The sequence below is a fragment of the Sphingobacterium sp. HMA12 genome, from assembly GCF_002933815.1.
Lineage (GTDB): Bacteria > Bacteroidota > Bacteroidia > Sphingobacteriales > Sphingobacteriaceae > Sphingobacterium.
This window is the reverse complement of the sequence record NZ_BEYR01000001.1, coordinates 2,451,093-2,476,985: the sequence shown is the minus strand read 5'-3', so window position 1 is coordinate 2,476,985 and position 25,893 is coordinate 2,451,093. Positions and strand designations below refer to the sequence as shown.

General features: G+C 39.9%; 28 protein-coding genes and 3 tRNA genes. 16 read left to right on the top strand and 15 right to left on the bottom strand.

The features are described from left to right. Positions 1-2: 2 nt before the first annotated feature. A complete protein-coding gene (locus HMAT_RS10750) occupies positions 3-869 on the bottom strand; it encodes an AraC family transcriptional regulator (protein WP_104382702.1) in 867 nt (288 codons plus the stop codon). A gap of 147 nt (positions 870-1,016) precedes the next feature. On the opposite strand from HMAT_RS10750, the gene HMAT_RS10745 reads away from it, so the two are divergent. Next, the gene (locus tag HMAT_RS10745; RefSeq protein WP_104382701.1) at positions 1,017-1,883 is read left to right on the top strand and encodes a mechanosensitive ion channel family protein; all 867 of its coding nucleotides are present in this window, start codon (positions 1,017-1,019) and stop codon (positions 1,881-1,883) included. Here the strand turns inward: HMAT_RS10745 and HMAT_RS27250 are convergent. The 6 genes from HMAT_RS27250 to HMAT_RS10720 all read right to left on the bottom strand — a co-directional run bounded on the left by HMAT_RS27250 (position 1,880) and on the right by HMAT_RS10720 (position 7,324). Then, positions 1,880-2,032 (bottom strand): hypothetical protein, encoded by a 153-nt coding sequence (locus HMAT_RS27250; protein ID WP_199768590.1) that lies wholly within the window; start codon positions 2,030-2,032, stop codon positions 1,880-1,882. The two genes, HMAT_RS10745 and HMAT_RS27250, sit on opposite strands and share 4 nt — an antisense overlap. Next, the gene (locus tag HMAT_RS10740; protein ID WP_104382700.1) at positions 2,029-3,003 is read right to left on the bottom strand and encodes a D-glycerate dehydrogenase; all 975 of its coding nucleotides are present in this window, start codon (positions 3,001-3,003) and stop codon (positions 2,029-2,031) included. Before HMAT_RS10740 ends, HMAT_RS27250 begins: the two co-directional genes overlap by 4 nt. 182 nt (positions 3,004-3,185) lie before the next feature. Continuing rightward, positions 3,186-4,628: a serine hydrolase gene (locus HMAT_RS10735; RefSeq protein WP_158655769.1), complete on the bottom strand. Its 1,443-nt coding sequence runs from the start codon at positions 4,626-4,628 to the stop codon at positions 3,186-3,188. A gap of 31 nt (positions 4,629-4,659) precedes the next feature. Then, positions 4,660-5,400, bottom strand: coding sequence for a LytTR family DNA-binding domain-containing protein (locus tag HMAT_RS10730; protein WP_104382698.1), 741 nt, complete (start codon positions 5,398-5,400; stop codon positions 4,660-4,662). Then, positions 5,393-6,439: a sensor histidine kinase gene (locus HMAT_RS10725; protein WP_104382697.1), complete on the bottom strand. Its 1,047-nt coding sequence runs from the start codon at positions 6,437-6,439 to the stop codon at positions 5,393-5,395. The genes HMAT_RS10730 and HMAT_RS10725 overlap by 8 nt, the downstream gene beginning before the upstream one ends. Before the next feature lie 3 nt (positions 6,440-6,442). Then, positions 6,443-7,324, bottom strand: a complete 882-nt coding sequence (locus tag HMAT_RS10720) for a LiaI-LiaF-like domain-containing protein (RefSeq protein WP_104382696.1) — start codon at positions 7,322-7,324, stop codon at positions 6,443-6,445. Positions 7,325-7,588: 264 nt separating this feature from the next. Here HMAT_RS10720 and HMAT_RS10715 point away from each other — a divergent pair, with 264 nt between their 5' ends. Continuing rightward, complete coding sequence (locus HMAT_RS10715) at positions 7,589-7,924, top strand: DUF3276 family protein (RefSeq protein ID WP_104382695.1); 336 nt, start codon at positions 7,589-7,591, stop codon at positions 7,922-7,924. A 97-nt stretch (positions 7,925-8,021) separates the two neighbouring features. On the opposite strand, the gene HMAT_RS10710 is transcribed toward HMAT_RS10715, so the two are convergent. After that, positions 8,022-8,849 carry an alpha/beta fold hydrolase gene (locus tag HMAT_RS10710; RefSeq protein ID WP_104382694.1) on the bottom strand — a complete coding sequence of 276 codons (828 nt, stop codon included), beginning with the start codon at positions 8,847-8,849 and terminating at the stop codon, positions 8,022-8,024. Between the two features lie 186 nt (positions 8,850-9,035). Here HMAT_RS10710 and HMAT_RS10705 point away from each other — a divergent pair. The 9 genes from HMAT_RS10705 (at position 9,036) to eno (ending at position 15,252) form a co-directional block, all read left to right on the top strand. Continuing rightward, a tRNA-Arg gene (locus HMAT_RS10705) sits at positions 9,036-9,109 on the top strand. Positions 9,110-9,138: 29 nt separating this feature from the next. Next, positions 9,139-9,212: transfer RNA gene (locus HMAT_RS10700), tRNA-Arg, on the top strand. Positions 9,213-9,382: 170 nt separating this feature from the next. Then, positions 9,383-9,456, top strand: a tRNA-Arg gene (locus HMAT_RS10695). A 74-nt stretch (positions 9,457-9,530) separates the two neighbouring features. Then, positions 9,531-10,100 carry an adenylate kinase gene (locus tag HMAT_RS10690; RefSeq protein ID WP_104382693.1) on the top strand — a complete coding sequence of 190 codons (570 nt, stop codon included), beginning with the start codon at positions 9,531-9,533 and terminating at the stop codon, positions 10,098-10,100. A 37-nt stretch (positions 10,101-10,137) separates the two neighbouring features. After that, the gene (gene obgE / locus HMAT_RS10685) at positions 10,138-11,136 is read left to right on the top strand and encodes a GTPase ObgE (protein WP_104382692.1); all 999 of its coding nucleotides are present in this window, start codon (positions 10,138-10,140) and stop codon (positions 11,134-11,136) included. Between the two features lie 614 nt (positions 11,137-11,750). Continuing rightward, the gene (locus tag HMAT_RS10680; RefSeq protein ID WP_104382691.1) at positions 11,751-12,107 is read left to right on the top strand and encodes a TM2 domain-containing protein; all 357 of its coding nucleotides are present in this window, start codon (positions 11,751-11,753) and stop codon (positions 12,105-12,107) included. Further along, positions 12,107-12,418, top strand: a complete 312-nt coding sequence (locus HMAT_RS10675) for a DUF2752 domain-containing protein (protein WP_104382690.1) — start codon at positions 12,107-12,109, stop codon at positions 12,416-12,418. The genes HMAT_RS10680 and HMAT_RS10675 overlap by 1 nt, the downstream gene beginning before the upstream one ends. Positions 12,419-12,647: 229 nt before the next feature. Further along, positions 12,648-13,748, top strand: coding sequence for a glutamine-hydrolyzing carbamoyl-phosphate synthase small subunit (gene carA / locus HMAT_RS10670; RefSeq protein ID WP_104382689.1), 1,101 nt, complete (start codon positions 12,648-12,650; stop codon positions 13,746-13,748). A gap of 208 nt (positions 13,749-13,956) precedes the next feature. Continuing rightward, positions 13,957-15,252: a phosphopyruvate hydratase gene (gene eno, locus HMAT_RS10665; protein ID WP_104382688.1), complete on the top strand. Its 1,296-nt coding sequence runs from the start codon at positions 13,957-13,959 to the stop codon at positions 15,250-15,252. A gap of 94 nt (positions 15,253-15,346) precedes the next feature. On the opposite strand, the gene HMAT_RS10660 is transcribed toward eno, so the two are convergent. The 4 genes from HMAT_RS10660 to HMAT_RS10645 form a co-directional block, all read right to left on the bottom strand. After that, the gene (locus tag HMAT_RS10660; protein WP_158655768.1) at positions 15,347-15,565 is read right to left on the bottom strand and encodes a hypothetical protein; all 219 of its coding nucleotides are present in this window, start codon (positions 15,563-15,565) and stop codon (positions 15,347-15,349) included. 120 nt (positions 15,566-15,685) lie between these two features. Beyond that, the gene (locus HMAT_RS10655) at positions 15,686-16,573 is read right to left on the bottom strand and encodes a DUF72 domain-containing protein (protein WP_104382686.1); all 888 of its coding nucleotides are present in this window, start codon (positions 16,571-16,573) and stop codon (positions 15,686-15,688) included. Beyond that, the gene (locus HMAT_RS10650) at positions 16,570-17,766 is read right to left on the bottom strand and encodes an MFS transporter (RefSeq protein WP_104382685.1); all 1,197 of its coding nucleotides are present in this window, start codon (positions 17,764-17,766) and stop codon (positions 16,570-16,572) included. Before HMAT_RS10650 ends, HMAT_RS10655 begins: the two co-directional genes overlap by 4 nt. A gap of 3 nt (positions 17,767-17,769) precedes the next feature. After that, positions 17,770-18,411 carry a YceH family protein gene (locus tag HMAT_RS10645; protein ID WP_104383383.1) on the bottom strand — a complete coding sequence of 214 codons (642 nt, stop codon included), beginning with the start codon at positions 18,409-18,411 and terminating at the stop codon, positions 17,770-17,772. A 195-nt stretch (positions 18,412-18,606) separates the two neighbouring features. Here HMAT_RS10645 and HMAT_RS10640 point away from each other — a divergent pair, with 195 nt between their 5' ends. The 3 genes from HMAT_RS10640 to HMAT_RS10630 are packed head-to-tail and all read left to right on the top strand — an operon-like array spanning position 18,607 to position 21,666. After that, the gene (locus HMAT_RS10640; protein WP_233789186.1) at positions 18,607-19,512 is read left to right on the top strand and encodes a histone deacetylase; all 906 of its coding nucleotides are present in this window, start codon (positions 18,607-18,609) and stop codon (positions 19,510-19,512) included. A gap of 9 nt (positions 19,513-19,521) precedes the next feature. Continuing rightward, positions 19,522-20,580 (top strand): nucleoid-associated protein, encoded by a 1,059-nt coding sequence (locus tag HMAT_RS10635; RefSeq protein ID WP_104382683.1) that lies wholly within the window; start codon positions 19,522-19,524, stop codon positions 20,578-20,580. Between the two features lie 6 nt (positions 20,581-20,586). Beyond that, complete coding sequence (locus HMAT_RS10630) at positions 20,587-21,666, top strand: DUF3810 domain-containing protein (protein ID WP_104382682.1); 1,080 nt, start codon at positions 20,587-20,589, stop codon at positions 21,664-21,666. A gap of 82 nt (positions 21,667-21,748) precedes the next feature. On the opposite strand, the gene HMAT_RS10625 is transcribed toward HMAT_RS10630, so the two are convergent. Both HMAT_RS10625 and lpxB read right to left on the bottom strand, forming a co-directional pair. Next, positions 21,749-22,384, bottom strand: coding sequence for a hypothetical protein (locus tag HMAT_RS10625; RefSeq protein ID WP_104382681.1), 636 nt, complete (start codon positions 22,382-22,384; stop codon positions 21,749-21,751). A gap of 56 nt (positions 22,385-22,440) precedes the next feature. Then, entirely contained in the window at positions 22,441-23,556 is a 1,116-nt protein-coding gene (lpxB, locus tag HMAT_RS10620; RefSeq protein WP_104382680.1) for a lipid-A-disaccharide synthase, read from the bottom strand. A 280-nt stretch (positions 23,557-23,836) separates the two neighbouring features. On the opposite strand from lpxB, the gene HMAT_RS10615 reads away from it, so the two are divergent. Next, on the top strand, positions 23,837-24,142 hold the full coding sequence (locus HMAT_RS10615) for a septum formation initiator family protein (protein WP_104382679.1): 306 nt from the start codon (positions 23,837-23,839) through the stop codon (positions 24,140-24,142). 111 nt (positions 24,143-24,253) lie between these two features. Here HMAT_RS10615 and HMAT_RS10610 read toward each other — a convergent pair whose 3' ends face one another. Then, positions 24,254-24,967, bottom strand: a complete 714-nt coding sequence (locus HMAT_RS10610; protein ID WP_104382678.1) for a DUF4397 domain-containing protein — start codon at positions 24,965-24,967, stop codon at positions 24,254-24,256. A gap of 527 nt (positions 24,968-25,494) precedes the next feature. Between HMAT_RS10610 and HMAT_RS10600 the strand changes: the two genes are divergently transcribed. Then, positions 25,495-25,866, top strand: coding sequence for a YkvA family protein (locus HMAT_RS10600; protein WP_104382676.1), 372 nt, complete (start codon positions 25,495-25,497; stop codon positions 25,864-25,866). Positions 25,867-25,893 lie beyond the last annotated feature (27 nt).

The following is a 25,893-nucleotide window of genomic DNA, read 5'->3' as shown; positions in this document are numbered from 1 at the left end:
AGTTATAATTGTTTTCTGAACTCCTCGGGTGTGAGATCAGTGGATTTTTTAAAAAATTTGGTGAAATAAGAGTTGTCCTTAAACTGCAATTCATTTGCAATTTCAGTGATATTTAAATTTCGATTAATTAACAGTCGCTTTGCTTCCAGGACAATCCGGTTGCGGATGATCTCCCCAGCGGACTGACCGATATAGGATTTACAGATCGCATTCAGGTGATTTGGGGTGATAAATAGTTGATCCGCATATACACTCGGTAATTTGGTAGATTTAAACTGTTGTTCAACTAATTGCTGAAAGCTATTGAATATTTTATGATTATAGGGGTTGCTTCCGTCTTTTTGTTCCTTTTCTGAACAAATGGAGACATATAATAGAAATTGGAGTAGCAGTGTACGGATATAATCTTCGGATAAGCCGCTAGACTTAGCCGATAAGATTTCATCCAGAATATTGGTTGCCTGAGCACGACAAGGTCCTTCCAGTTCAAAAATTAAATGCTCAATTTTGCCCTGTAGGAAACTGAAACGCTCCAGATAATCTGTACGTAATAAAAACGATTGGAAATAGTCGACCGAAAAATTGACGACATAGCCTCCTTCATCGCCGACAAAATTCCAGGTATGCACTTGACCCGGAGCCATGAAGTAGATTTGAAAGGGTTTAATTTTATAATGATTGAAATCGATGATGTGATCACCTGACCCTTTCGTAAATAATACAAAATGAAAAAAATTGTGCTTGTGAGGAAACACCATATTCGCATGTTTGATGACGTATTCACTTAAGTCATCAATATGGATAGTTGTTTTATTGTTGAGATCGAGACTGCAACTATCTATAATAGGAATGGTGTTTTTTCTATTCATACTACAAAGTTAGCTCAAATATTCTTTTTATAGTGGTGTTAATTTGGTCTTTTGTGGTATTTTTCAACGATTTTAATATTTTGAAAGGTAAATTTGGATGTTGGAACAATCCTTGTTCCAAAAAGCAAGGAAATATATTTAATAAACATGGAAAGTAATTTAAATAGTCTAGGGACTAGATTTGGACGATTGACCGATATCGTCATTGATTCAATACCAGGTATTATTGGTGGTATTATTTTATTGATTATTGGTAAATACGTTATCGATCTTGTCAACCGATTATTGCACAAGCGTTTTGAGAAGAGAAATGTTGATCCTTCAATACGTGCATTTATCTCCAGTATCGTAAGAATTGTGATGTGGGTAATGTTGATGTTGACCGTTGCCAGTCAGATTGGCATCCAGACGACCTCCTTTATAGCGGCATTGTCTGCCTTTGGTTTGGCTGTCGGTATGGCACTTCAGGGAAGCCTAAGCAACTTTGCCGGTGGAGTGTTGATCCTGATGTTTAGACCTTTCGAAGTAGGAGACTACATCTCAAGTGCGAATGGTACAGCCGGAACTGTCGAGCGGATTGATATTTTATATTCAACATTGATTGGTGACGATGGCGTGCGCATCTTTAGTCCGAATGGTCCATTAGCTAATTCGGTGATCAAGAATTATACAAAAATCGTTCAACGGATGTTTGAATATACTGTAAGCATATCGTACGATAAGAACATAAAGGACGCAAAGGATATTATCCTTCGGGTGCTTCGCTCGAATGAGACCGTTTTGACTACACCCGAACCGACAGTATTTGTGAAAGAACTGGGAACGAGCGCTATTGTGTTGACCGTAAGAGCATGGACAAAGCGCGAGCATTATTGGCCGGCAAGGAATTCAATGCAGGAAAAAATTATGCTTGAACTGGAACGAAATGATATGAGTGTAGCTCCGAATCCAACACAGATCAGCATTATTTCTAATGGGAACGATCAGGGAAAACAAGTCAAAACAGATATTTAATCATCTGCCAGGGCACGAATAAGAATAAAGTACCGGTAGGCTAATATGGCCTGTTGGTACTTTTTTAGTTTCAAGGGATCCTGCTTCCCATATTTGGGAAGGATTGCTTTATTGAGCTTATTCAGGAACTGAAAGAAATGTCGTTTCATAGATAGACTTCTGGATTTATAGTTTGTGGCATCTTTTCACCTTTGATCGCTGCCAATAAATTGCTTGCCGCCATTAGGGCCATATTGTCTCTGGTTTCCACAGTTGCGGATCCGATATGCGGTAGAATGCAGACATTTTCAAGATTCAGTAGTGGGTTGTCTGCTGCCATGGGTTCAGGGTTTGTGACATCGAGTCCCGCTCCCCATAACTCTCCCTCACGCAGCGCCTTGACTAAGTCTTCTTCTTTCACCAATCCTCCGCGTGCAGTGTTGACCAGAATTGCCGTATTTTTCATACGTTTAAATGTATCCTGATTGAATCTATTGGCAGTTTCCGTAGTAAGTGCGGCATGAATGGAAAGGATGTCGCTTTGGGTTAATAGGTCATCAAAGTTGACATACCTTGCCCCTAGGACCTGCTCGGCTTCCAGATTACGTCCACGGTTATAATAGATGATTTCCATGTTATACGCCGCTCTTGCTTTCCGGGCAAATTCGAAACCAATTCTTCCGAGGCCATAGATACCTAATGTTTTATTGTTGAGTTCTATGCCCAAATGAGCAGTTGGGTCAAAACCTTTCCATTGTCCCCCAAGAATCTGTTTATGGTTAAAGAAAGCTTTTCTGGAAACTGCTAGCATCAGCAGGAAGGCAACATCAGCTGTAGCTCCGGACAGTACGCCTGGCGTGTTGCTCACGGGTATACCGTATTGAGTTGCTGCGGAAATGTCAACATTATCATAACCAACACTCATTAGGGATAGTGCTTTAAGATTGGGACAGTTTTTGAAAAAGTCCATATCAAACTTTTGCATACCGCCATTCAGTATATAGTCGCACTGTTGTCCGGCATGAATAAGTTCGGTAGGAGAGAGCGGAATGGATGAGTCATGTATTGTGACCTGGTGTCCGGCAGCTTTTAATACATCTATACCTTTTTGTGGAATTCGTTTCGTTATAAATATCTTCATGTAAGTGTTATGTTATCTTGTAGCTTGTTGCAAAACAAATTAGAAGTCCCGTTTTATGTAGACTGTTCATCAAAGTTAACCGTTAATCATTTGTGTCACAACAAAACAAACTGTTTTTATTAGAACAAAAAAAGCTATATCGTTGTTTCGATATAGCCTTGATAATGATATTTCGCTTTTTTTTATTTTGTATGAAGCAGATAGTCTAAAATGCTTTTTCCTTGGTCATCGACAGAAAGTGCGGCATTGGACAAGACGACTACGGCACTTTTTTTATCCGGAGATAAAGCCAGGTAAGAACTGCTGCCGGCTGTCCCCCCATTGTGCCAATAAAAAGTAAGGTCATCGAGTAGGTTCATGTGCCATGCTAACCCCAAATCGGTATCGGGCGGAAGAAAGAAGGTGAACAATCTGGTGTTGGCCATTGCATTTTCAAGTGGACTCTGCGGCATCTTAAACTGTGCGTTCGCGAATTTAAGCAAATCTTCCACTGTGGACTTTAACCCGCCGGCAGCACTGAAAGCATCGAAAGACCAGGTCGTTACTTCCTGCCCATTCTTATCGTATACTTTAAAAGTATCTTTTCTTTTTGGATCTAATACCTGAAAGGTATTACTCATTTCGAGTGGTTTACAGATGATATCGCGGACAATCTGATCATACGATTTTTTGTAAATGCTAGAGATGATATCCCCAAGTACTGCGTAGCCTAGATTGCTGTATTCGTATTCCTGCCCTGGTGTCTTTTGATTTTTGAAACCGGATAAATAGCTATAGAGTGCTTTTCTGTCGTATCCTTTGTAAGGGTCATTCCCGTTGTATCCCTTTATTTTTTCAAAGTTGTCGGGCAGCCGTGGAAATCCAGATGTGTGGTTGGCTAGCATCTGAAACGTTATTTTAGTCAGATCTTCGTTCTTTTTAAGTGTATCCGGAAGGAATAAAGATATGGGTTGATCTAACGTTATAGTTCCCTCTTCAACAAGATTCGACAATAAGATGGCTGTAAAAACTTTACTGAGTGAACCGATTTCGTAAAGTGAAGTTTTTGTCGGTAATATTTGGTTGCCTTTTGCTGTCTCGCCGTAGAAATAGGTTTTAGATTGCCCGTTTTTAATAATGCCTATGGCAAGAGACTGGGCATTTTGTTGCTTTAGGTACGAATTTGCAACGGAGTCGATGAAAAAGTCATCTCTGTCCATGGTTTTTGACGGAGAGAGTGTCTCTATCGTTTTTTCTGGGCTGCTTTTTTCTGAAGCAGGTTGGTTCAGCTGGCTAAAGTGTAAAGTGTTAAACTTGAGCGTTGAATCTGTGGCAAATAATAACTCGTAAGACTGATTGTCAAAATCCAGGCGATAGGTTGCCGCACTTTTTTCAAAACTGGTGATTTCAGAACTTTTAACCCTACCCAAAGGGTAGATCTGCCGTAACATCTGTGTGAATTTCGGAAGACTATATTGCTGTTTATAGGCGTCACTAGCAAGATTATAGGCAGAGTCTGTCATCTGGGAATTGATGAAAAATTCCAATTTGTTATAAACTCCTTTGTTGACCTGTTCCGCTTGATTTGTCTGGGCAAAGGAGTAAGAAGAGATGCCCAACAATATTGCTGTATAAAAATGTTTCATAACCATTGTTAGGCACAAATCTACGGAATGTTTAAATTCCAATCAATTGTTTTAGCCGGGCATAACCTGATTTGCTGATATTGAGCTTTTCTCCGGATACCAAGGCCGCGATATAGGAGTCTTTTTCATAAGGCTCCAATTTAGCCAGTTGATCTACTTTAATGATAAATGAACGGTGAATTCGCACAAATTGATTTGGATCTAAAGATTTTTCAAAAAATGCCATGGTTTTGTTTTTGAGGTACATCCCATCTTTGGTATGTATCTTTACATAGTCATCGTAAGACTCCAGGTATTTGACGGTGTCGATAGGGATGATCTTGATTTGAGTACCAGTTTTTACAACGATACGGTCGATCTTAGTTTCGTCTTGTGCCGCGAGGACTTCATAGTTGGGCTGTACCTTTTTCTCCGGAGCGGAATAGCTGGACCTAAATTTTTCCAACGCTTTTTTGAAACGCATGGGAGATACAGGTTTTAGCAGATAGTCCAGGGCATTCTTTTCAAAAGCTTTTAAGGCATACTCATCAAATGCAGTTGTAAAAATAATGGCTGGAGGGTTATCGACCAGTTCGAGCATTTCAAAACCGGTCAACTTTGGCATCTGTACATCCAAAAAAACCAGGTCCGGTTCGTGTGTCTGGATGGCTTTAACGCCTTCAAAACCATCTCCACACTCAGCCATAACGCTCACATCAGCTTCGTTTTTTAAATAGCCCGCAATAATGGAGCGTGCTAAGGGTTCATCATCAATGATAACGACTTTAATCATATTGAGGTATTTTTAGGGTGCTAGTAAATATATTGTCCTGAATCTGGGTCTCCATAAGATCATTTCTTCCATATAAAAGATATAATCGGCGTTGGATACTGGAAAGTCCAAATCCGGTTCCTTTTTTCGGGCTTGATTGCTCCTCGACATCAAATGGATTGGTAATTTGAATCAGAAGTTGCCCCTCATTTGAAGTGCATTTAATTTGTATTTCGACTTGGTCGGTTATATTGTACAATCCATGCTTAATGGCATTTTCTACCAGAGGCTGGATGATCATTGCAGGCAATTTATTACTGAATATTTCCTCAGAGGAGGAGATGGAAGTGTTCAGGCGATGACCAAAGCGTACCTTTTCGATATCAAGGTAGAGTTGCAGATGGTCTAGTTCTTCTTCCAGTGTGATAATCTGATTGTTTTCCTTTCTCATCGTACCTCGCAAAAAATCGGACAGTTGAAATGTCATATTACGGGCTTCATCCGGATTGGCGCCAATAAGGGCAATGATCGAATTCAAGCTGTTGAATAGAAAGTGTGGTTGCAGCTGTTGCCGCAAATTATAAAGCTCTGCTTCGCGAAGCAGATTTTCGGATTCTTGTTTCCGTTTGATATTATTGATATTATCTTCCTGAATATTCCAGACGATATTTATAATAGCGACCGAAGTTAGGATCAGGAAGTTAACTATACCCCGAAAAGGTAATGTTAAATCCAAAAGTGTGATAAAATTGGGCTGGATAAAATAATTCATTAAAAAACGGCTCAATCCAGTACTAATGGCGGCCATAATTAAACCTATGATCAATACCTTCCATATCTCGCGCGGTTGTGGTGTGTAGAAGTTTAATGCAGAGGACATGCCGTAGCAGCAAAACATCATCACAGCACTATTGATCAACGAATCTTTAAATGCTAGTTGAGAATCAAATCCTGAACGTAGCATCAGTAAATATTGTAATGCAAGATATCCGATAAATACGGATATACAAATAATGCCTATTAAACGACTTTTAATACTGAGCGTCAGCCTATTTTTCATCGATTAAGCATTTTTTATCGTTAAGTTACCCAGAATACAAGTGCCGGTAATGTAGATTTTTTTATCCGTATCCGGGTTGTAGATCGTCTGGAACCTTCGGTCATCGACAGACCCTAATATGGAAGCCACATTGCTAAATACCGTCCAATGCGGTGGGATAATAATACGCGCACTGCCAAATAATTGGAAAGTGTCAATGACGATTGCCTGCTGAATGTCAGCTTTTGTTAGATCCAGTTCAATACTGCCAAAGACATTGGTCAAATTACCGCCTCTAAAATGTTTGGAATAGATGACTTTCTTTTGGCCTGCAAAAATCGTGTTCAGATTAAGACTGTCCTCAAAAGATTGGTGAAATGAGCTGTTCTCTTTGTTGCCAAAAGCCTGCGCGTTGGGCGAGGCTTGTTGGCTTGATCCGTATTGTTCGTTAAAAGGTTTTGCTTCAGCATCTGGGGCTGTTGTGTCAGCGGGATGATCCGTCGGTATATTCACCCGTTTATCCCAGTCGTATGGATTCTGTGGTGGATTGGGGTAGGTGGGTGGGACCATCGGCGGTTTGCGTTTACTCATGATAAAATAAATCCCAAGCGAAATGATGATGATAGGGACGGTTACGGAACCAAAGTCTGTACGCATCATCCTTGAAATAAGGCTGGCGCCGCCGATAATTAATAAGATGATTGCCGATTTTTTCTGAAATTGGGAGTTGACGCCAATAACAAGGCCGATGATGATCAAAATCGTTGGCCAGCTAAATAACCAGTTCGGAAACCAATTTCCTAGATTGAGGTTATTCAATAATAAGAATATACCTACAATGATGACAATGGCCCCCACGATATTGCGGCTGTTATTGCTGTTTGGTATGATAGGTTCTTTTTCCATAATGTTTTTACTATTTATGACTCAAAGATAGAGGCACAAATAAACTATACATATTCGCTTTAGGTAATACAACTTATATTTTCGGTAAATGTACTGATTTCGTCGGTAAAAAATATTGTTGTTTAATTTTTATCCGATGTCGGTTGAATGAATATACCATTTTTGCTGTTTATTGTCTTTTTTTTTAATATTATTTGGTGTATTAAAATGAATTATTATATATTTATCAAAGATTAAGATTACTTTAAACTTAAATAACAACCAATGGGAGATTTTGAAAACAAAGAGCGTGAAGAGGTTTTTTCAAAAAAGGTGAGAGCAGGTAAGCGAACTTATTTTTTTGATGTAAAAGCAACTCGATCGAACGATTACTACATTACTATCACAGAAAGCAAGAAGCGCTTTGAGGATGGCCAGTTTATTAAGCATAAGATTTTCTTATACAAAGAAGATTTTGAGAAGTTTGCGGAAGGTTTGACGGATGTTGTAAATTACATTAAGTCCAATCAGGAAGTAATCGAAAAACGATATGAGCCTAACTTTGACGATGCGTATGCTGAGGAAGCTGATAGTCGTTCAAAAGATGATTTTTCGTTCTAACGTATTATAGAATGAAATCTTAATGAAAAAAAGAAATAAGCCACTCGCGTGGCTTTTTTTATGTACCAAGGCAATATGCACTTGGTCCGAATGTATTCTAAATGTTGATTAAAAAATCGTTCAGTACCCTGTTGAATTTTTCGGGTTCTTCGAGATTTGGTAAATGTCCCGATTCTTCAAATTCCATGAATCTAACATCTGGGATGTTTTCAATGAGAATATTAGTCTGCTCCTCACTCATCAATTTATCATGCTTACCTTTGATCACCAGGGTCGGGATAATAATCGTTTTTAAGGAATGTGTCGTGTCTGTCCGGGAAGCGAGTGCAAGTTGTGTTGCACAGATACTGGAAAGCTCATTTCTACGAATACAGCTTTTGATGAGTTCGACGGCCTCCGGGTTTTCCTGAATAGTTTTTTCGTAAAATACATTTTCCGTAAAACCAATGGCAAATGGTCGTCTCCCATATTTAAGTAATGCCTGTATTGAATCGAATCGTTTTTGCTTGGCTTTGTTGTCGTCCGCAAGGGAATTGGTATCACATAAAATCAATCCTGCTAACTGTTGGCCGATCAGCTCATAGGTGCGCAGGGCGATATAGCCGCCCATTGAGATACCGCAGAGCACAACATGATTGAGGTCCAGCTTGCGTATAAATTCAACAAGATCTTTGGCAAACACATCAACAGAAAAGAAACCATGTCCATTTGTACTGAGACCATGTCCTCTGACGTCAATGGCAATCCCTGTGTATGCTTCGTCAAGATCCAGCAATTGTTGTTTCCAGGTGTTCTTATTGAAAGGGAACCCATGAATAAATAGGACGGTTTTAGGAGTAGGGTATGATTTGCTGGGACGGATATAATACGAGATGCTGATGTCACCAATGCGGATTTTGCTGAGTTTTAATTCTCTTTTGCTCATGAATAATAACATTTGTCAGTGTCTGAAAAAAAAAGTTGATATTTTAAATATAATATTATCAACGAGATAAACGAAATGTTGTTTCATAAAGTTAAAAAAAGAGAAAAAATGTTTGTTAAATCCATAAATATGTCGATATTTGCATCACCAAAACGGAAAAGAATACAGATTTGTTTTGGTTGCTTAGCGCTCCTAGCTCAATTGGATAGAGCATCTGACTACGGATCAGAAGGTTAGGGGTTCGACTCCCTTGGCGCGCACAATATACAGGTTCTGTATATATATATAGGCATTCCTAGCTCAATTGGATAGAGCGTCTGACTACGGATCAGAAGGTTAGGGGTTCGACTCCCTTGGAGTGCACAAAAGCCAATCTTAAGGATTGGCTTTTTTACTAAAAGAAGGTGGTGTTCGTGGTGATTGTGGGGGATATGGAAACTTCTTTTTAAAAAAAAGTTTGTAAAAAAATGAATTCTGACTATATTTGCGTCACCAAAACAAATGGGACAGAGTTCTAAACGTAATGGTTTACTGCGCTCCTAGCTCAATTGGATAGAGCATCTGACTACGGATCAGAAGGTTAGGGGTTCGACTCCCTTGGAGCGCACGACTGAAAAGCCTAGTCATCATCTGTGATTAGGCTTTTATTTTTTAACTCGTTTTAATTTCTTAAATAAAACTATGCTAAACCTTGTAATATTTGGCCCTCCGGGTGCAGGTAAGGGAACTCAATCTGCAAAGCTTATTGAAAAATATCAATTGATACATATTTCAACTGGTGATATTTTTAGAGCACATATTAAAGGTCAAACGCCACTTGGTCAACAAGTAAGCCAGATTATTGCTGAGGGAAATTTAGTGCCAGATTCGATTACGATAGCAATGCTGGAAGAAGAAGTGAAAAAAAATCCTGATGCAAAGGGATTTATCTTTGACGGATTCCCACGTACTGTTGCTCAAGCAGAGGCATTGGATGCTTTTTTGGAAGGTATCAACACCTCAATCTCCGTCGTAATCGCACTGGATGTAAATGAAGACGAATTGAAAGCGCGCATCGCTAAACGCAAAGAGATTTCTGGCCGTTCGGATGACGATGCTGATAAATTGGTGAAACGTATTGATGAGTATTTTACAAAAACTATTCATGTGTTGCCTTATTATGAAGCGCAAGGTAAATTATCCAAAGTGGATGGTATTGGAGAGATTGACACAATCTTCAAAAGCCTAACGGATATTATCGATAATTATTAATTGAAATAAATACTTTTTTAGACTGTAATACATTGTAATGGCGCAAGGATCGAATTTTGTTGATTATGTGAAAGTGTGTTGTCGTTCGGGACATGGGGGGGCAGGTTCGGCTCATTTGCACCGTGACAAGCATACTGCTACAGGTGGTCCGGATGGTGGTGACGGTGGCCGTGGAGGACATATCATCCTAAAGGGAACGACGAATATTTGGACATTGCTCCATCTGAAGTACCGCAAACACATCATCGCCTCTAATGGTGAGTCCGGGGGCAGTTCTCTACGGACTGGTGCTACCGGCAGGGATGAAATATTAGAAGTACCGTTGGGTACTATCGCCAAGGATGCGGAGACCGGAGAGGTGTTGTTTGACATTACCGAAGATGGGGAGACGAAGATCTTGGTTTCGGGAGGAAAGGGTGGTTTAGGTAACTGGCATTTTAAGTCACCTACACAACAGACACCCCGATTTGCGCAACCCGGAATGCCAGGCAAAGAGCAATGGATGATTCTCGAACTGAAGGTACTGGCAGATGTCGGTTTGGTAGGTTTTCCAAATGCTGGTAAATCAACCTTATTGTCTGTCGTTTCGGCCGCAAAACCTGAAATTGCCAATTATCCATTTACCACGTTGGTACCCAATCTAGGTATGGTGAGTTACCGCGATAACCGCTCGTTTGTGATGGCGGATATTCCGGGGATCATTGAGGGGGCTTCGGAAGGCAGGGGGCTCGGTTACCGCTTCTTAAGACATATCGAGCGGAATTCAGTGTTATTATTCATGGTGCCAGCTGATACCGATCGGACAATAGCCGAGGAGTATGGTATTTTGTTGAATGAGCTGACAGCTTATAATCCCGAATTGGCGGATAAACCCAAGTTGTTGGCAATCACAAAATCGGATATGCTTGATGATGAGCTTGAAAGGGAAATGGAAAAGGAACTTCCTGGAGGACTTCCCCATATTTTCATTTCGTCTGTTTCCGGTAAGAATATTTTGCCATTGAAAGATATGATCTGGAAAGCAATTAACTCGTAATAGTTGAATAATATAAACAGGAAAGGCGCTTCATAACATGAAGCGCCTTTCCTGTTTATATTATTTGCGGTAAAAAAAATGGGATCAAGTAGATGAAATTTTATGTCTAAAAAATTACTGCCCCCAAACTTTTGGTATAATTCCATTTTTGATGATTTCTCCAATTGGCTGATTATGACGAATTAAGATAAACATTAAAACGGATACATCCAACTACCAACTTATCCATTATCACAATTTTAAATCAATTTTTATTCAGTAATCATTCATTGTTTATTCAGTCTGCACTGAGTGATCACTGAACAATCACTGAAGAAGTAATGTCGAAAATCTAAATTTGGTCAAGCGTTATTTCTGACTTGCTGCAAAAAAATTAAAGGAAAAAGGAAGAAGCTGCACTTAATGTAACAAAAGATCGCAGTTGTGCGGTCATAGATCATTCTCCATTAGCCGCAGGTAACAAACGCGTTGGATATTTTGGGGCTGGAGATGAACTAGCGCGTATCCATGTAATTCAAAAAATATATGTTTTTTAAGTTTTTTTATTAATTTCAACCTATTATTTAATCCCTGATGGATACTGGTTTTTAGTTCCATCGCCAAACTAAATCTAAATGAAAGCAGAAGATGAAAAATATTGCGTAGAATGTGGCCAGGCAATTAATGTCAAGGCAGAGGTTTGTCCTTTTTGTGGGGTGAGACAACCTATATTCTATGCGAATCAACCCTTTCAGCAACAGAATCGTAGCCTGCAGGATGATCGTTGGTTGCCCGCTTTGTTGTTTTGTTTTTTTCTAGGCCCGTTCGGGGCGCATCGTTTCTATCTGGGGCAGATCGGAACGGCAGTGATCCAATTGGTTACCTTAGGGGGCTGTGGAATTTGGTCGCTGATTGACCTGATCATGATCATTGTTGGGAAATACAAAGATAATGATGGTCAATACATTAAAAGCCCGATAAACAATAATTAATGATTTATCTCGTGCTGAAATATCTCCGCTTGCATTGGATTTATTCCATTGCAATAGGGTATTTTAGTGTCGCTATAGCACTCTATATGGTGTCGGACATTCATATCCTTATTCCTTGTCTCTGGAAGCTAATTTCGGGTTATGAATGTCCGGGCTGCGGGCTCACAACTGCTCTTATTGCGCTGTTACACTTGAAATGGGGGGATGCCTGGTCCTCAAATCCGATGATTTTTGTTCTTATACCGGCATTTATCTTTTTGATTTTGAAAGACTTTCGGCGATTTAAACGTCAAGTGTCGCGTATGGGCTAAAATAATTGAAAAATGTTTTTCACTTTTAATTGATATATCGTAACTTTGTCTCCCGTGAAAATTAAAGTAGAGTCTTTATTGGTAGGTGCCTTAGGAAACGGTTTGTCAATCGTAGTATTGCATTGTTAATTAATATTTTAGCCCATTTGAGGGCTTTTTTTATATCCAATAGGAACGGTTTTAAAATTCAGAACAGAAGAGATACACATTTTATAATATTACATCGATAATGACCAACTACAGCAAATTGCCTGCAATTTTAGTTTTAGAAGATGGTACAGTTTATCACGGTAAAGCCGCTGGTAAAATTGGTACGACTACTGGTGAAATCTGTTTTAATACAGGAACAACCGGTTATCAAGAGATTTTTACAGATCCATCTTATTTTGGACAAATCATGGTAACAACCAATGCCCATATTGGTAACTATGGTATTGATGAGGATGATACCGAATCAAATCAAATTCAGATTGCGGGACTAGTTTGTAAAAACTACAACATCAACTATAGCCGTAAAATGGCCGATGAATCTATTCAAAGCTATTTTGAAGAAGGAAATTTGGTGGGTATTTCCGATGTGGATACACGTTCATTGGTAAGACATATCCGTGATAAAGGAGCGATGAATGCAATTATTTCTTCCGAAACACTTGACGTGGAAGAATTAAAAAGCCAATTAGCAAAAGTTCCTTCAATGGATGGACTTGAGCTATCTTCTAAGGTAACTACTGCCGAACCTTATTTTTTTGGAAATGAGAATGCGTCTTTACGTGTTGCAGTATTGGATTTGGGTATCAAGAAAAATATCCTACGCAATTTTGAGGCACGTGACGTTTATACAAAGGTTTTCCCGGCTAAGACAACATTTGAAGAAATGGAAAAATGGAACCCCGACGGTTACTTTATTTCAAATGGTCCTGGTGATCCTGCTCCAATGGATTACGCCATCGAAACTGTAAAATCTATTTTGAATGCACAGAAGCCAATGTTTGGTATCTGTTTGGGACACCAGATCTTAGCTTTAGCCAATGGTATCCGTACCAGTAAATTGCATAACGGACACCGCGGAATCAACCACCCGGTCAAAAATATTATCGCTAATCGTTGTGAAATTACTTCCCAAAACCATGGTTTTGGTGTTGTTGCTGAAGATATCGAAAATTCGGAAAATGTGGAGATTACCCACGTCAATCTGAACGACCAATCGATCGAAGGTATCCGTATTAAAGGACAAAAAGCATTCTCGGTTCAGTATCACCCCGAATCATCTCCAGGTCCACACGATTCACGTTACCTGTTTGATGATTTCGTAGCGATGATCAAAAACTAAACAAAGATAATAGCACAAAAGCCCTCCCATTGTGGAGGGTTTTTTGTGGTGTTTACTGGGCCAATTATTCAGATTGGTCATATTTTATTCACAATAAATGACAGATTAAATACATTTTTTGTTATATTTGGTTGTGAAAAATGTCTGTAGATAAGAGTGTGTCTTATTTACACTAAGTAATGAAAATAAATTATAGTCTAATAAAGAGATGAGTTTAATTATCGATGTTCATGCGCGTCAAATTTTGGATTCGCGCGGTAACCCTACAATTGAAGTAGATGTTACTACACAAAATGGTTTTGTTGGTCGTGCAGCTGTTCCTTCAGGTGCTTCAACAGGTGTTCACGAAGCAGTAGAATTGCGTGATGGCGACAAGTCAAAATACTTGGGTAAAGGTGTCTTGAAAGCTGTTGAAAATGTAAATACCAAAATTGCGAAAGCTTTGGAAGGCGTAGATGTTTTCGAGCAAAATGCCATCGATAAAATCATGATTGATTTAGACGGTAGTGAAAATAAAGGTAATTTGGGTGCAAATGCCATTCTTGGTGTTTCTTTGGCAGTAGCAAAAGCCGCTGCCCAAGAGTCGCGTCAACCTTTATACCGTTATATTGGCGGTGTTAACGCAAATACATTGCCTATTCCGATGATGAACATCATCAATGGTGGATCTCACTCCGATGCGCCGATCGCATTCCAGGAATTTATGATCATGCCAGTGGGTGCACCTTCTTTCTCTGAAGCATTGCGTTGGGGAACAGAAGTATTCCACACCTTGAAAAAAATCTTACACGATAGAGGTCTTTCTACTGCGGTAGGCGACGAAGGTGGATTTGCGCCGACGTTTGAAGGAACAGAAGATGCAATCGAGACAGTATTGAAAGCGATTGAAATCGCAGGTTACAAACCTGGTCAAGACATCTGTTTAGCACTGGATTGTGCTTCTTCTGAATTCTACAAAGATGGTAAATATGATTATGCTAAATTTGAAGGCGATAAAGGAGCGGTACGTTCTAGCGAAGAACAAGCAAGCTATTTAGCAGAACTGACAACAAAATACCCAATTATCTCTATCGAGGATGGTATGGCTGAAGATGACTGGGCTGGCTGGAAAACATTGACGGACAAAATTGGTGATCACGTTCAATTGGTAGGTGATGATCTTTTCGTAACAAATACAAAACGTCTACAACAAGGTATCGATACCCATACTGCAAATTCTATTTTGGTAAAAGTAAACCAAATCGGTTCATTGACTGAAACGATCAACGCGGTGACTTTAGCGCAAAATTCTGGTTACACTTCAGTAATGTCTCACCGCTCAGGTGAAACCGAAGATGCAACGATCGCTGACTTGGCAGTGGCGTTGAACTGTGGTCAAATCAAAACAGGTTCGGCCTCTCGTTCTGACCGTATGGCTAAATACAATCAGTTGTTGCGTATCGAAGAAGAATTGGGCGGTAATGCTCGCTTCATCGGCAAAAACTTTAAATATGCAAAGAAATAGGTTTACCCTATCATCCTAAAAAAAGGCCTAATCTATAGATTGGGCCTTTTTTTTAATATAATTTTATCCTAAAAAGGGGAATAGGAATTACAATTTAATGGATTGTATCCTTTCTACTTCGATCATGACTATGATTGTATTTATATATTCTGTTCCATTTCATGAGTACCTCATTTTTGAACCACAGCTGATATTCTTCATTATATGCATTTTCATAAGTTATCAATTCCATGATCGAGTTGTCATTCAGGCGGTCTGCGCCGGCGACTCTATATTGCTTTCCCATGGTATTGATCACCTCTTGTTTGCTCATACCCAACTGTATTTTTTTTATATTTGAGTCGGTTTCCAATATAGCTCGCTGGGTACTACATGATAAGAAGACGAGTAGGATAAATGAAAATGCTACAAATATTTTTGTCATAGATATAAATCAAAATAAGGTATTGCCTGTTGCTTTATTGGGGTATTTGAGATTGAGATCAAATGTTTCATTGATTTTTTTGATAAAATGGGTTGCAAGCAACGGCGATTCAATTTCGACATTCTGATGGATGAAAAAGTACAGTTTCTGTAGTCCATTATCCCGCCAGAGTTTTAGTACTTCGATCCAATTGTCCAAGCGTTCGTAATCGGAGGGATGATTGGCGCCTACATACCTTACAAATGCGAATGGGCTAGTGAGGCGCATATGCAACATGTCTCTCCTTCCGGCTGTATCTACCAATACATTGGTCACTCCGGTCTCCTCCAATAGCGTATAGAGTTCTTTCGTTACTTCAGTTTTTGAAAACCAGTCTTTATTTCGGACTTCCAATGCCAATGGGACATCCTTCGGCCAGTCGTGTAAGAATAGTTTTAAACGGGCCATGTCTTTTGGATTATAGTTGTCATGCATCTGCAGAAATACCATGCCTAACTTTTCGTCAAATCGAACAATGGCATCCGTAAATAGTTTTACTTTATCCGTCGTATTGAGCAATCGGCTGAAATGACTGATGGACTGTGGAACTTTTGGGAAAAACTTAAAGTCTGCCGGTGTTTTCTGTTTCCAGGTTTCTACTTGCTCTCGGCTGGGTGAGTTGTAGAATGTGGCATTCAGCTCGATACTGTTAAACTGATTTCCATAGTAGACGAGTTCGTCTTTCGTCCCCCTCGGATAAAAGCCTTTTAAATCTTGTTTGTTCCATTTTGCGCAGCCAACATACACTTCAAAGGGTTCGTCGTTTTTGAAATGCTGTAAAAGGGCTAAGGTCTCTTTTGGAGTAGCTGGTAGGGTGAAATCTACCTCTTCGGGATAATCTACTTGGCCAAATTTCATATCGGTTTTTTTCTTAATTTATGATCAAATAATACATGTGCGAGCAATGCCAATAGCGTATACAGGGTTCCGACCGCTATTACACCGGGCCATTGGAAGTGCTGCCATGCCTGTGCCGCAAAAAAGGTGCCTGTTGAACCGCCAATAAAATAGCTGACCATATATACAGTGTTCAGGCGGTTGTTGGCGCCAAGGTTTAGTGCGTAAAAATCACTCTGGTTTAAGATATGCATGGACTGTAGTCCAAGATCAATGAGAATAACCCCAATGATTAGTCCCCAATAGTAATTTCCGAATAACGCAAAGAGCAGCCAGCTAAATACCATTAATAAGATGGCATACAGGATAATTTTAGCGGCACCTATGTATACGGTCGCCCGATTAACAAAAGCTGCTGCAAGGGCGCCGCAGGCGCCAACAAGACCAAAGGCTCCGGCGGTAGCCGGTCCGTCAAAAAATGGGGGACCTTCAATGTGGAAAACCAACGTCGTAAAGAAGGCTGAAAATGCACCAAATCCCATGGCTCCGCGAAATGCGGCAAGTTGTAGTACCGGTTGTTTTCTGGCAAAGTTCCATACGGAAAGCATCAATTCTTTATAGGTACCCTTAAAGTTCGGAGCTACCTCAGGTAGTTTAATGGCTATAGCCAATCCCGTGACCACCATGACCACCGTAGCGATCCAGTACATTTCGCGCCACCCGAAGTAAGAGCCGACAAAACCACTCACCACACGCGATAATAAGATGCCGATCAATAGTCCGGACATCACCATGCCTATCGCAGCTCCCTGTTTTTCTTTGGAGGCGAGCTCTGCCGCCATAGGTACAAAAACTTGTGGTATCACCGATGTGAAACCGATCAAAAAGCTGAAGATTAGGATAGAAACGATAGAATGGGAGAGGGCCATTCCGGCCAAAGAAAGAATAATAAAGATAAAATCAATCAAGATCATTTTCTTTCTTTTGAACATATCCCCCAACGGGACAATCAACAATAGGCCGCAGGCATAGCCGATTTGTGTCAGCATGGCCGAATTACTTACAGTGGCTTCATCAACATCCAGATCCTTTGCAATCAGTCCCAATAATGGCTGATTGTAATAATTGTTGGCAACAACCAGGCCAGTGGCAATGGTCATCAGCCATAAGGTTGCTTGGGATAATTCTGTTTTGGAATCAGTACTAGGAATCATCGGTTAATGTAATTCGTCCCACAATTCTTGAAATTTCTGCTTCAACGCAGCGACTTCCTGTTCGAGTTGTCCAACACGTTCCAAAAGCGCCTGATCTGCGACAGCGGTATGTGAACTGCCTGCATGTTCAAAAGCTTCCAGATTTACCTCGCCAAGTAGGTGAATATAACGCACCTCTTTATGACCGGCTTGTTTTGGAAGGGATTTCAGATAGCCTTCTTGCGACAACTTTTCCAATTGTTCAGTAATTTCACTCAATGATTCGAATTCGTAGAGCCTGCCGGCGCTTGAATTAATTTCACCCGCCGTGAGCGGGCCGCGCAGCAGCAATAGGCAAATAATAGCCAATTCGGATGGTACAAGCGGAAATTGTATGGCAAAATTGTGTTTATACTTGGTTACTCTGGATCCACCACCGATGACGGTTGAAATCAAGCCTCTCTTTTTTAGGATGTCCAGTGTATTGACGATGTCTTCTTCGCTGTATTGAACCACAGGCTTGCGTGAAGTTTTTTGATTGCATGCCGCCTGTAAGCTATTGATCGTCATGGGATAATATTCAGGGGTCACCTTTGACTTTTCAATCAGGGAGCCTAGGACACGCTGTTCCATTGCAGACAATTGAGGCAGATTAGTCGTTTCCATGTTATTTTTAATGTATCTATTTATGATCGAATATAAGTTTAATGTCAAACGGCGCCCGACATCAACTTGAGGATTTGTTCTTATCCAAAGATGCCCTTTTTCCCATACAACTCCAAAATATCCGATTGATATTGTTGGAGAAAATGGGATTGCTTTAGTTTTTCTTATCTTCGCATCAATAAAATAAGATTTAAAGTGCTCAAGATAGCTTTTCATCCCGAATTTATCCATCCGGTCAAAGAAGGACATCGTTTTCCGATGTTAAAGTACGAGTTGATACCGCTGCAATTAAAGCATGAAGGATTGGTCAATGAAACTAATTTTTTTAGACCTGAGCTGGCAAGTTTTGAGACCTGTTGTCTGGTACATGATCCGGCTTATGTGGCAAAACTATTTGATTTGACCCTGGATCCAAAAATAGTGCGCAGGATCGGATTTCCCTTAAGTAAGCGCTTGGTAAACCGTGAACGCTATATTTTGGATGGAACTGTTCAGGCTGCCTGTTATGCCCTAAAATATGGAGTGGCTTTTACAATTGCAGGTGGAACGCACCACGCGGGTTATGATTTTGGCGAAGGTTTTTGTCTGCTGAACGACCAAGCTACTGCTGCAGGTTATTTATTGCACCATAAGCAGGCGGATCGAATCCTTATTGTTGATCTGGATGTCCATCAGGGAAACGGAACGGCACACATCTTTGAAGGGCACCAACAGGTGTTTACCTTCTCGGTGCATGGCGAGAAAAATTATCCCTTTATCAAACAACGTTCCCATCTGGATATCGGTCTTGCGGAACATATTACGGATCAGGAGTATCTGAAAATAGTAGAAGAGAATCTGTTGGATTTATTTCGGGGTGTCCAGCCTGATTTTGTTTTTTATCAGGCAGGTGTGGATATCTTAGAAACAGATAAACTGGGCAAATTGAATTTAAGTCCAGCGACCTGCGCACGAAGGGATGAACTCGTACTGGGCTTATGTCATCAGTTGCATATCCCTGTTCAGGTAAGTATGGGTGGCGGATATTCGCCCCAGATCAAAGATATTGTCAATGCACATTGCCAAACATTTAAAATAGCAATAGATTTATATCATTTATAATATAAGATTATGTTTTTTCATCAAGACGCAACTTTTGAAGCATTATCCATACACCGTGTGGGAAACAAAGCACAGGACGAATTTTATATCCTGTCAGACGAGCCGGTATCCCTTGACGGCGACGAAGTATTGCCCGGACTTTTGATGCAGTATTTTATGAGTCCCTTTGCTAAAGTGAATGAAGTATATCGTCTTTATCATCCCAATGAGGAACTGGATCTGAATGAGGTGTTTTATTTCGTGCGTCAGTACTTTAAAGAACAGCTGCCCTTTCATGACTTCTCCCAACAGATTTCAAAACATCTTTATGAAGTGTCCAGCCATCCGAAGATTAAAGCCGGAGAAGTGTATGTGGTGGCACTAAAAAATGTGCAGATTGAAGGTGAGGAACACGACGCGATCGGCATATTTAAATCGGAAAACAAAGAGACTTACCTAAAAGTATATCCTGAACAAGGAGCGTTTACCTTAGAATATGAACAGGAAGCGATTAATATTAATAAGTTGGACAAAGGCTGCATCATTATCAATGTGGAGGAAGAGGAAGGTTATAAGGTTCTTGTATTGGATCAAACCAATAGACAGCAGGAAGCTGTGTACTGGAAAGATGAGTTTCTGAAGCTGCGCGTGCGCAACGACAATTTTAATCAGACCGGAAATTACCTGAAGGTCTATAAGAATTTTGTTCAGGAGAAACTCGATGAAACATTTGAACTTGAGAAAGCCGATAAGATCGATCTGATGAACAAGTCAATGAACTACTTTAAGGAAAAGGAAACTTTTGTTCAGGAGGAATTTGAGGAGGAGGTATTGGGTAATCCCCAGGCTATAGCCCTGTTCCAGGATTATAAAGCGGGTTTTGAAGATGAGTTTGATTCACCCTTCCAGTCAAGTTTTGAAATCGCAGACAAAGCGGTTAAAAAGATGGAATCTTCTTACAAATCCGTGCTAAAATTGGATAAGAACTTTCATATCTACGTGCATGGAAAACGGGAATATCTTGAAAAAGGATTTGATGAAGATAAAGGGATGAACTATTATAAGGTCTATTTCGAAAACGAAAGTTGATGATTTATGGTAAAGCGTAACAAAATACCCGTTCTTACTTTGGTATTATTCATCGGGCTGATATTCTTCCTATCGCTGATCGAAAGCAATAGTTCATGGATAGAAGCGTTTTATGCGCAGGGATTTTATCGGTTTTACGGGTATATTCCGAAGTATATTTTTGGCTATATTCCTTTTAGTGTGGGAGATATCTTTTACGCTTTCGCGCTTATTTTTTTGTTTTATTGGCTGGCTAATCTCATCCGGAGGGTATGGCGTAGAAAATGGGCTGATGCCGGCCGAGCATTTTTATTTGTGCTAAACTTGTTGTTTGGACTCTATGTTTTCTTTTACATCTCTTGGGGATTAAATTATTACCGGAAGCCGATTAGTATAAATACTCAGTTGAAGGTCGATAGTTTGCGGCTTGCAGATTACCTCATGGTGCTTGACGAATACTTGGATAGTACAAATGCCTTACGGAAACAGGTGGATCCTGCTGAGTGGGGCCAAAAGAAGGATCATATGCGGGAAGATTTGGCTGGCTGGGTGAAAAAAGATACAACATTTTCTTCTTTTTTGTCTGGCAGTCAGATAAATGCCAAATCCCCCTTAAATAGCAGGATCGTTTCTTATTTTGGTGTTTCGGGTTATTTTAATCCGTTCACACATGAAGCGCAGGTCAACTATGCCATGCCAGCCTTATCTTTTCCGTTTACCTATGTGCATGAGCTCTCCCACCAACAGGGGGTAGGTTTTGAGGATGAAGCTAATTTTATCGCTTTTGTTCGCTTGCAGCATCATCCACAGGCCTTTTATCGTTATTCAGCGTATTTGCAGACAAGCCTTTATATGCTCGGGGAATTGCGGGGCATGTACCCGGAGCTTTCTAAAGTCTATCAAAACAAATTGAGTAAAGCGGTGCTGGCTGATGTGGCGGCGGAACGCCTATTTTGGAGCAATTATACGGGCTGGATTAACAACCTGATGGGGCTGTTTTACAACCAATACTTAACACATAACAACCAAAAAGAGGGCATTGCAAGATATGATCGCATGACAAGATTGGTGCTCGCATATGAACTCAAGAAGAGAGGTTGTCATTGAAGGTTACCGAAAAATAAATAGCAAAAAAAATGGCGTCAATCTTATGATTGACGCCATTTTTTTATAGGCCGTTTCGCACGTCTTATTGAGTCGAAATCAGTTCAAAGGAACCTTCCGTGCCTGCACTACCAGAGTAGATCTGCCCCTGTGGCAATCCCCTGAGACCAGTAGGCGCAGTTTTGATCCGGTCATAAATGTTTCTTAAGTCTGTGTTTGCATTGACAGCCCTGCCTCCAGCTACGACATCTGCATAGATGTAATTTGGTGATTTCTTGTCTGTTGCCTGAGGTTTTATACTACCCGTGGCCAAGGTAACCTTGACTTTTCCGCCATTTCCATTGGGAAATGTTTTTGTGCCATTAAAAGCATCATCACCTTTCGCAATAATATACAATGAGCCTAATTTTTGAAAATTGGCATTGATATCAAAGTTGGCGCCATTATTCTTCCCGTCTGTACCATAGAAAGTAGCTTTGTTGCCGATTTCCGCATATCCTATGGTGATTTTAACATCTTTCTTTCCATAAAAGGAAAGGGTAGCGTTATCCTTCATAATTAATGTGTCAATATGAATAACGGCCGTGGAATCTTTGCTGTCAATATTTTTCTTGGCTTTTTTCCCAATTTCAAGTTTGGAAAAATGCTGTGTTTCCTGCGCTTTACCGATAAGGGTAAATGCGAAGCAAAAAAGAAAGCCTAAAATAAGTTTCGATTTCATAAAGCTTTAATTATATGTAACTAATTAATAGTTTGACAATTGAAAGCCCAAAGAGTTTAATTTTTACCTAGATATTTTACAATTAATTTAGCTGTTTTTTCCGAGGCGCCGGGTGAGCCGAGTTTCTCGGCCAAGATATCGTAATTCTCCATTACACTCGCCCGATGCGCTTTGTTGTTTATGAGTTCGCCTACTTCATAGGAGATATCATAAGCTGTACAATCATCCTGGATAAGCTCACGTACGGACAGGAAATTATTGATCAGATTGACCAGGGAGATGAATTTTACTTTTACCACAAGCTTTGCTATCCAGACAGATATCGGATTAGCTTTGTAAACCACAACCTGTGGGACTTTCAATATACCTGTTTCCAGGGTTGCCGTGCCGCTAGTGACTACGGCCGCTTCCGCATTATTGAGGATATCATAAGTTTGATTGAAAACAACCGGAATATCAATACCCTTCAAAAATTGCTTGTAATAAGATTCGTCAAAATTTGGAGCACCGGCGATGACAAACTGATGGACAGGAAAAAAATAGGGGAGTTCGGCCATGATAGGCAGAAGTTTGGTGATCTCCATCTCCCGGCTGCCCGGTAATAAGGCAATAAGCGGTTTGTCTGTAAAGCCATTTTGTTCCCTGAACCTTGGATTAAAAGGATAGGTTGAAATCGCATCTAATAAAGGATTCCCTACGTAATCGACTGGCATACGCCATTTTTTATAGAAATCTACTTCAAAAGGTAAAATACAGAACATGTGATCAACAATTTTTTTGATATTTTTGACGCGGCCCTGATTCCATGCCCATACTTTTGGTGAAATATAGTAACATGTTTTGATCCCATGTTTTTTTGCAAATTCAGCAATTTTCAGATTGAAGCCCGGAAAATCGATGAGTATAACTGTGTCGGGCTTTTCTTTCAGAAGATCACTTTTAACCGCTTTCAAATTTTTGGATATCTTACCCAGATTTTTCAAAACTTCAACAAAACCCATAAAAGCCATTGCCGAGGTATGTATCAATGCTTTTTCTCCAGCCGCTTTCTGCATTAAGTCTCCACCTACAATGTTGAAGGTCGCATCAGGATCTTCATTTTTAAGCGCTTTGATCAGATTGGCACCATGTAGGTCGCCTGATGTTTCACCTGCAATAAGATAGTATTTCATAGAAAAGTGATTATGTATTGGTGCTTTTTTTCATTTGTAAAATGAACCCATTGCACTCGGTTTGTTATTTAATGCCCATATGGAAGATATAGTCTATTTTTTACGTGTATTTGTGCCTTCCATTCGGACGATTTAATAGCATGTTGTTTTGACGTGTTAAAGATAATATTATTCTAAAGATATGATGAATTTAAGGGCATTATTCCATATCTTTAATTAAAGATGTTTAACTTTAGAAGAAAATATCGGGAGTCTGAAAGCTAAATAGTATTTTTGTCCTATGCAACGATTATGGTCTTTAGTAAGAAATAAGTATTTATTAGCCACTTTGGCGTTTTTGGTTTGGATGTTATTTTTTGATAGAAATGATTTTGCTACGCAATACAGCTATCAAAAACAAAAGGCTAATTTGGAAGCCGAACGCTCCTTTTACCTGAAAGAGAATGCAACTATTATAAAAACGATTAACGATATCCGATCCAATCCACAAGAGGTGCAGCGTATTGCTCGGGAGAAATATAAAATGAAAAAGGAGAATGAAGATATATACGTCGTATCTAAAGTTACTCCCCAAGAAAAGCCGTAATATTTTTTTTGGAAAAACTTCCCTATCATCGATTTACATGTTGTATAAAATAAAGAAAGACCATCATAGAAATACGATGGTCTTTTTCAGTATATAGAAAACGGGGTATTTTTAATTTGCAGCTTGAGCTACCAAGCCTAGGTACAGAGGCTTTTTCTCGTCATTTGCCTTACCGATCAATATCAATGAATAATAGTAATTTTCTACCAGCTTGATATCTTTGCGCGTTGCAATTGTTTTTCCGGCTTTATCTTTGGCAATGACAGTAAAGGTACCACTTTTTTGAGCGATAAAACCTTGATGAGCAGTTGCTGAATTTTGGGTTTCTTTCGCACGGTTGGTCCATTCTGTTGGTGAAGTCTCACTGCCAACTTGCAGGGTTACCTGATCTGTTCCCTCCGCAAGATTAAAGAAACGTAAACCGGATTCCGTGTTTTTGATTTCTTTGTTGATTTTATCTGTTGTAATTATCTGGACAGGCTTCTCTTTTGTGCCGTAAACAAATGAGGTGTATATGGTGCTGTCTTTGATTGTAACAGTTGTGTCAACAAGGATATTGTTATATTCCGCAGAAATCGCTATTTTTCTGGCTCCAGTGAATAAGCCAACTATTGGCCTATAGCTTTTAAATTCCATAGGATAATTGGGATTTTGTAACGGCCCCCCGTCGGCGTAATAAATGACCGCATTAGCGTCACTGTAGCCATTGACCATGGTAAAGAGAGCCACTGGAACCCGTTGATCATCCTTATCTTTCAGGCAACTGGATAGTAAGAATATCGCTAAAGCGACGGCAATAAAATTAAATAATCTATAGTTTTTCATAACCGTGTAATATTAAAATCTATTTTTTGTGTAAAACACATTGCGCTTGTGTTGTCTATTATACGGTATTGACATACACTTTGCTACAGTTAGCTGTAAAAATAATAAAATTGTGTTTTATTTTAATATAATGGCTATCTCAGGCTATATTTTTCTCATCAAGGAAGGGGATAGCAGGATTAGGATATTGTCTTTCTGGTCTGTGTTCGGCACTTCGTTGGCAATCCTTCGGTGGTTCTTCGAGAATGACTTGGGATTGGTTCTGGGCTGGTTTGACTTGGCTTTGATTGTTGCAGGGCTATTATTTGTTTCGTTGTCGGAGCTGCGACGCAGAAGCAGTGAAGCGTAGCCGAACCAATCCCCCAGCTGCCTCGAACCAATGTTGACGCGTTGTCAAACCCTGTTGGGACGTGAGCGGACTTGAAGGGGCTTTAACGGACTTGAGGGGACTTTGGTTCGCGTTTAGTGCTATCTCGAAAAAAAAGGCACAGGCTTTGTTAATTAAAAAATATTGATAATTTTGAATTATGAACAGTAGAATCAAAAAGATTGCAACAGGTATGTTTGAGCGCTTTAGACATCGTAAAATTACGGAAGCGGAACTGTCACAGGCGGAATCTAAGGCAAAAAATTTGGGAAGCTATGTTGGCGATTTCAAATTACTGATCGCCATGTGCAAGGATGCAATTACTGGTAAGTTTAAAATGAACAGCTGGAATCTATCCATTATTATTGGGACGATTATTTATGTGGTTTCCCCGATAGATGCTATTCCGGATTTTATTGCTGTAGGTGGTTGGTTAGATGATGTTGCTATTGTTGCTTATGCCATCCGGAAACTTTCAGAGGAAATAGAACGATATAAATTGGAGCGACTGGGCTGGCAGGTCAACAAATAAAAAAAGCTACTTTTTAAAAGTAGCTTT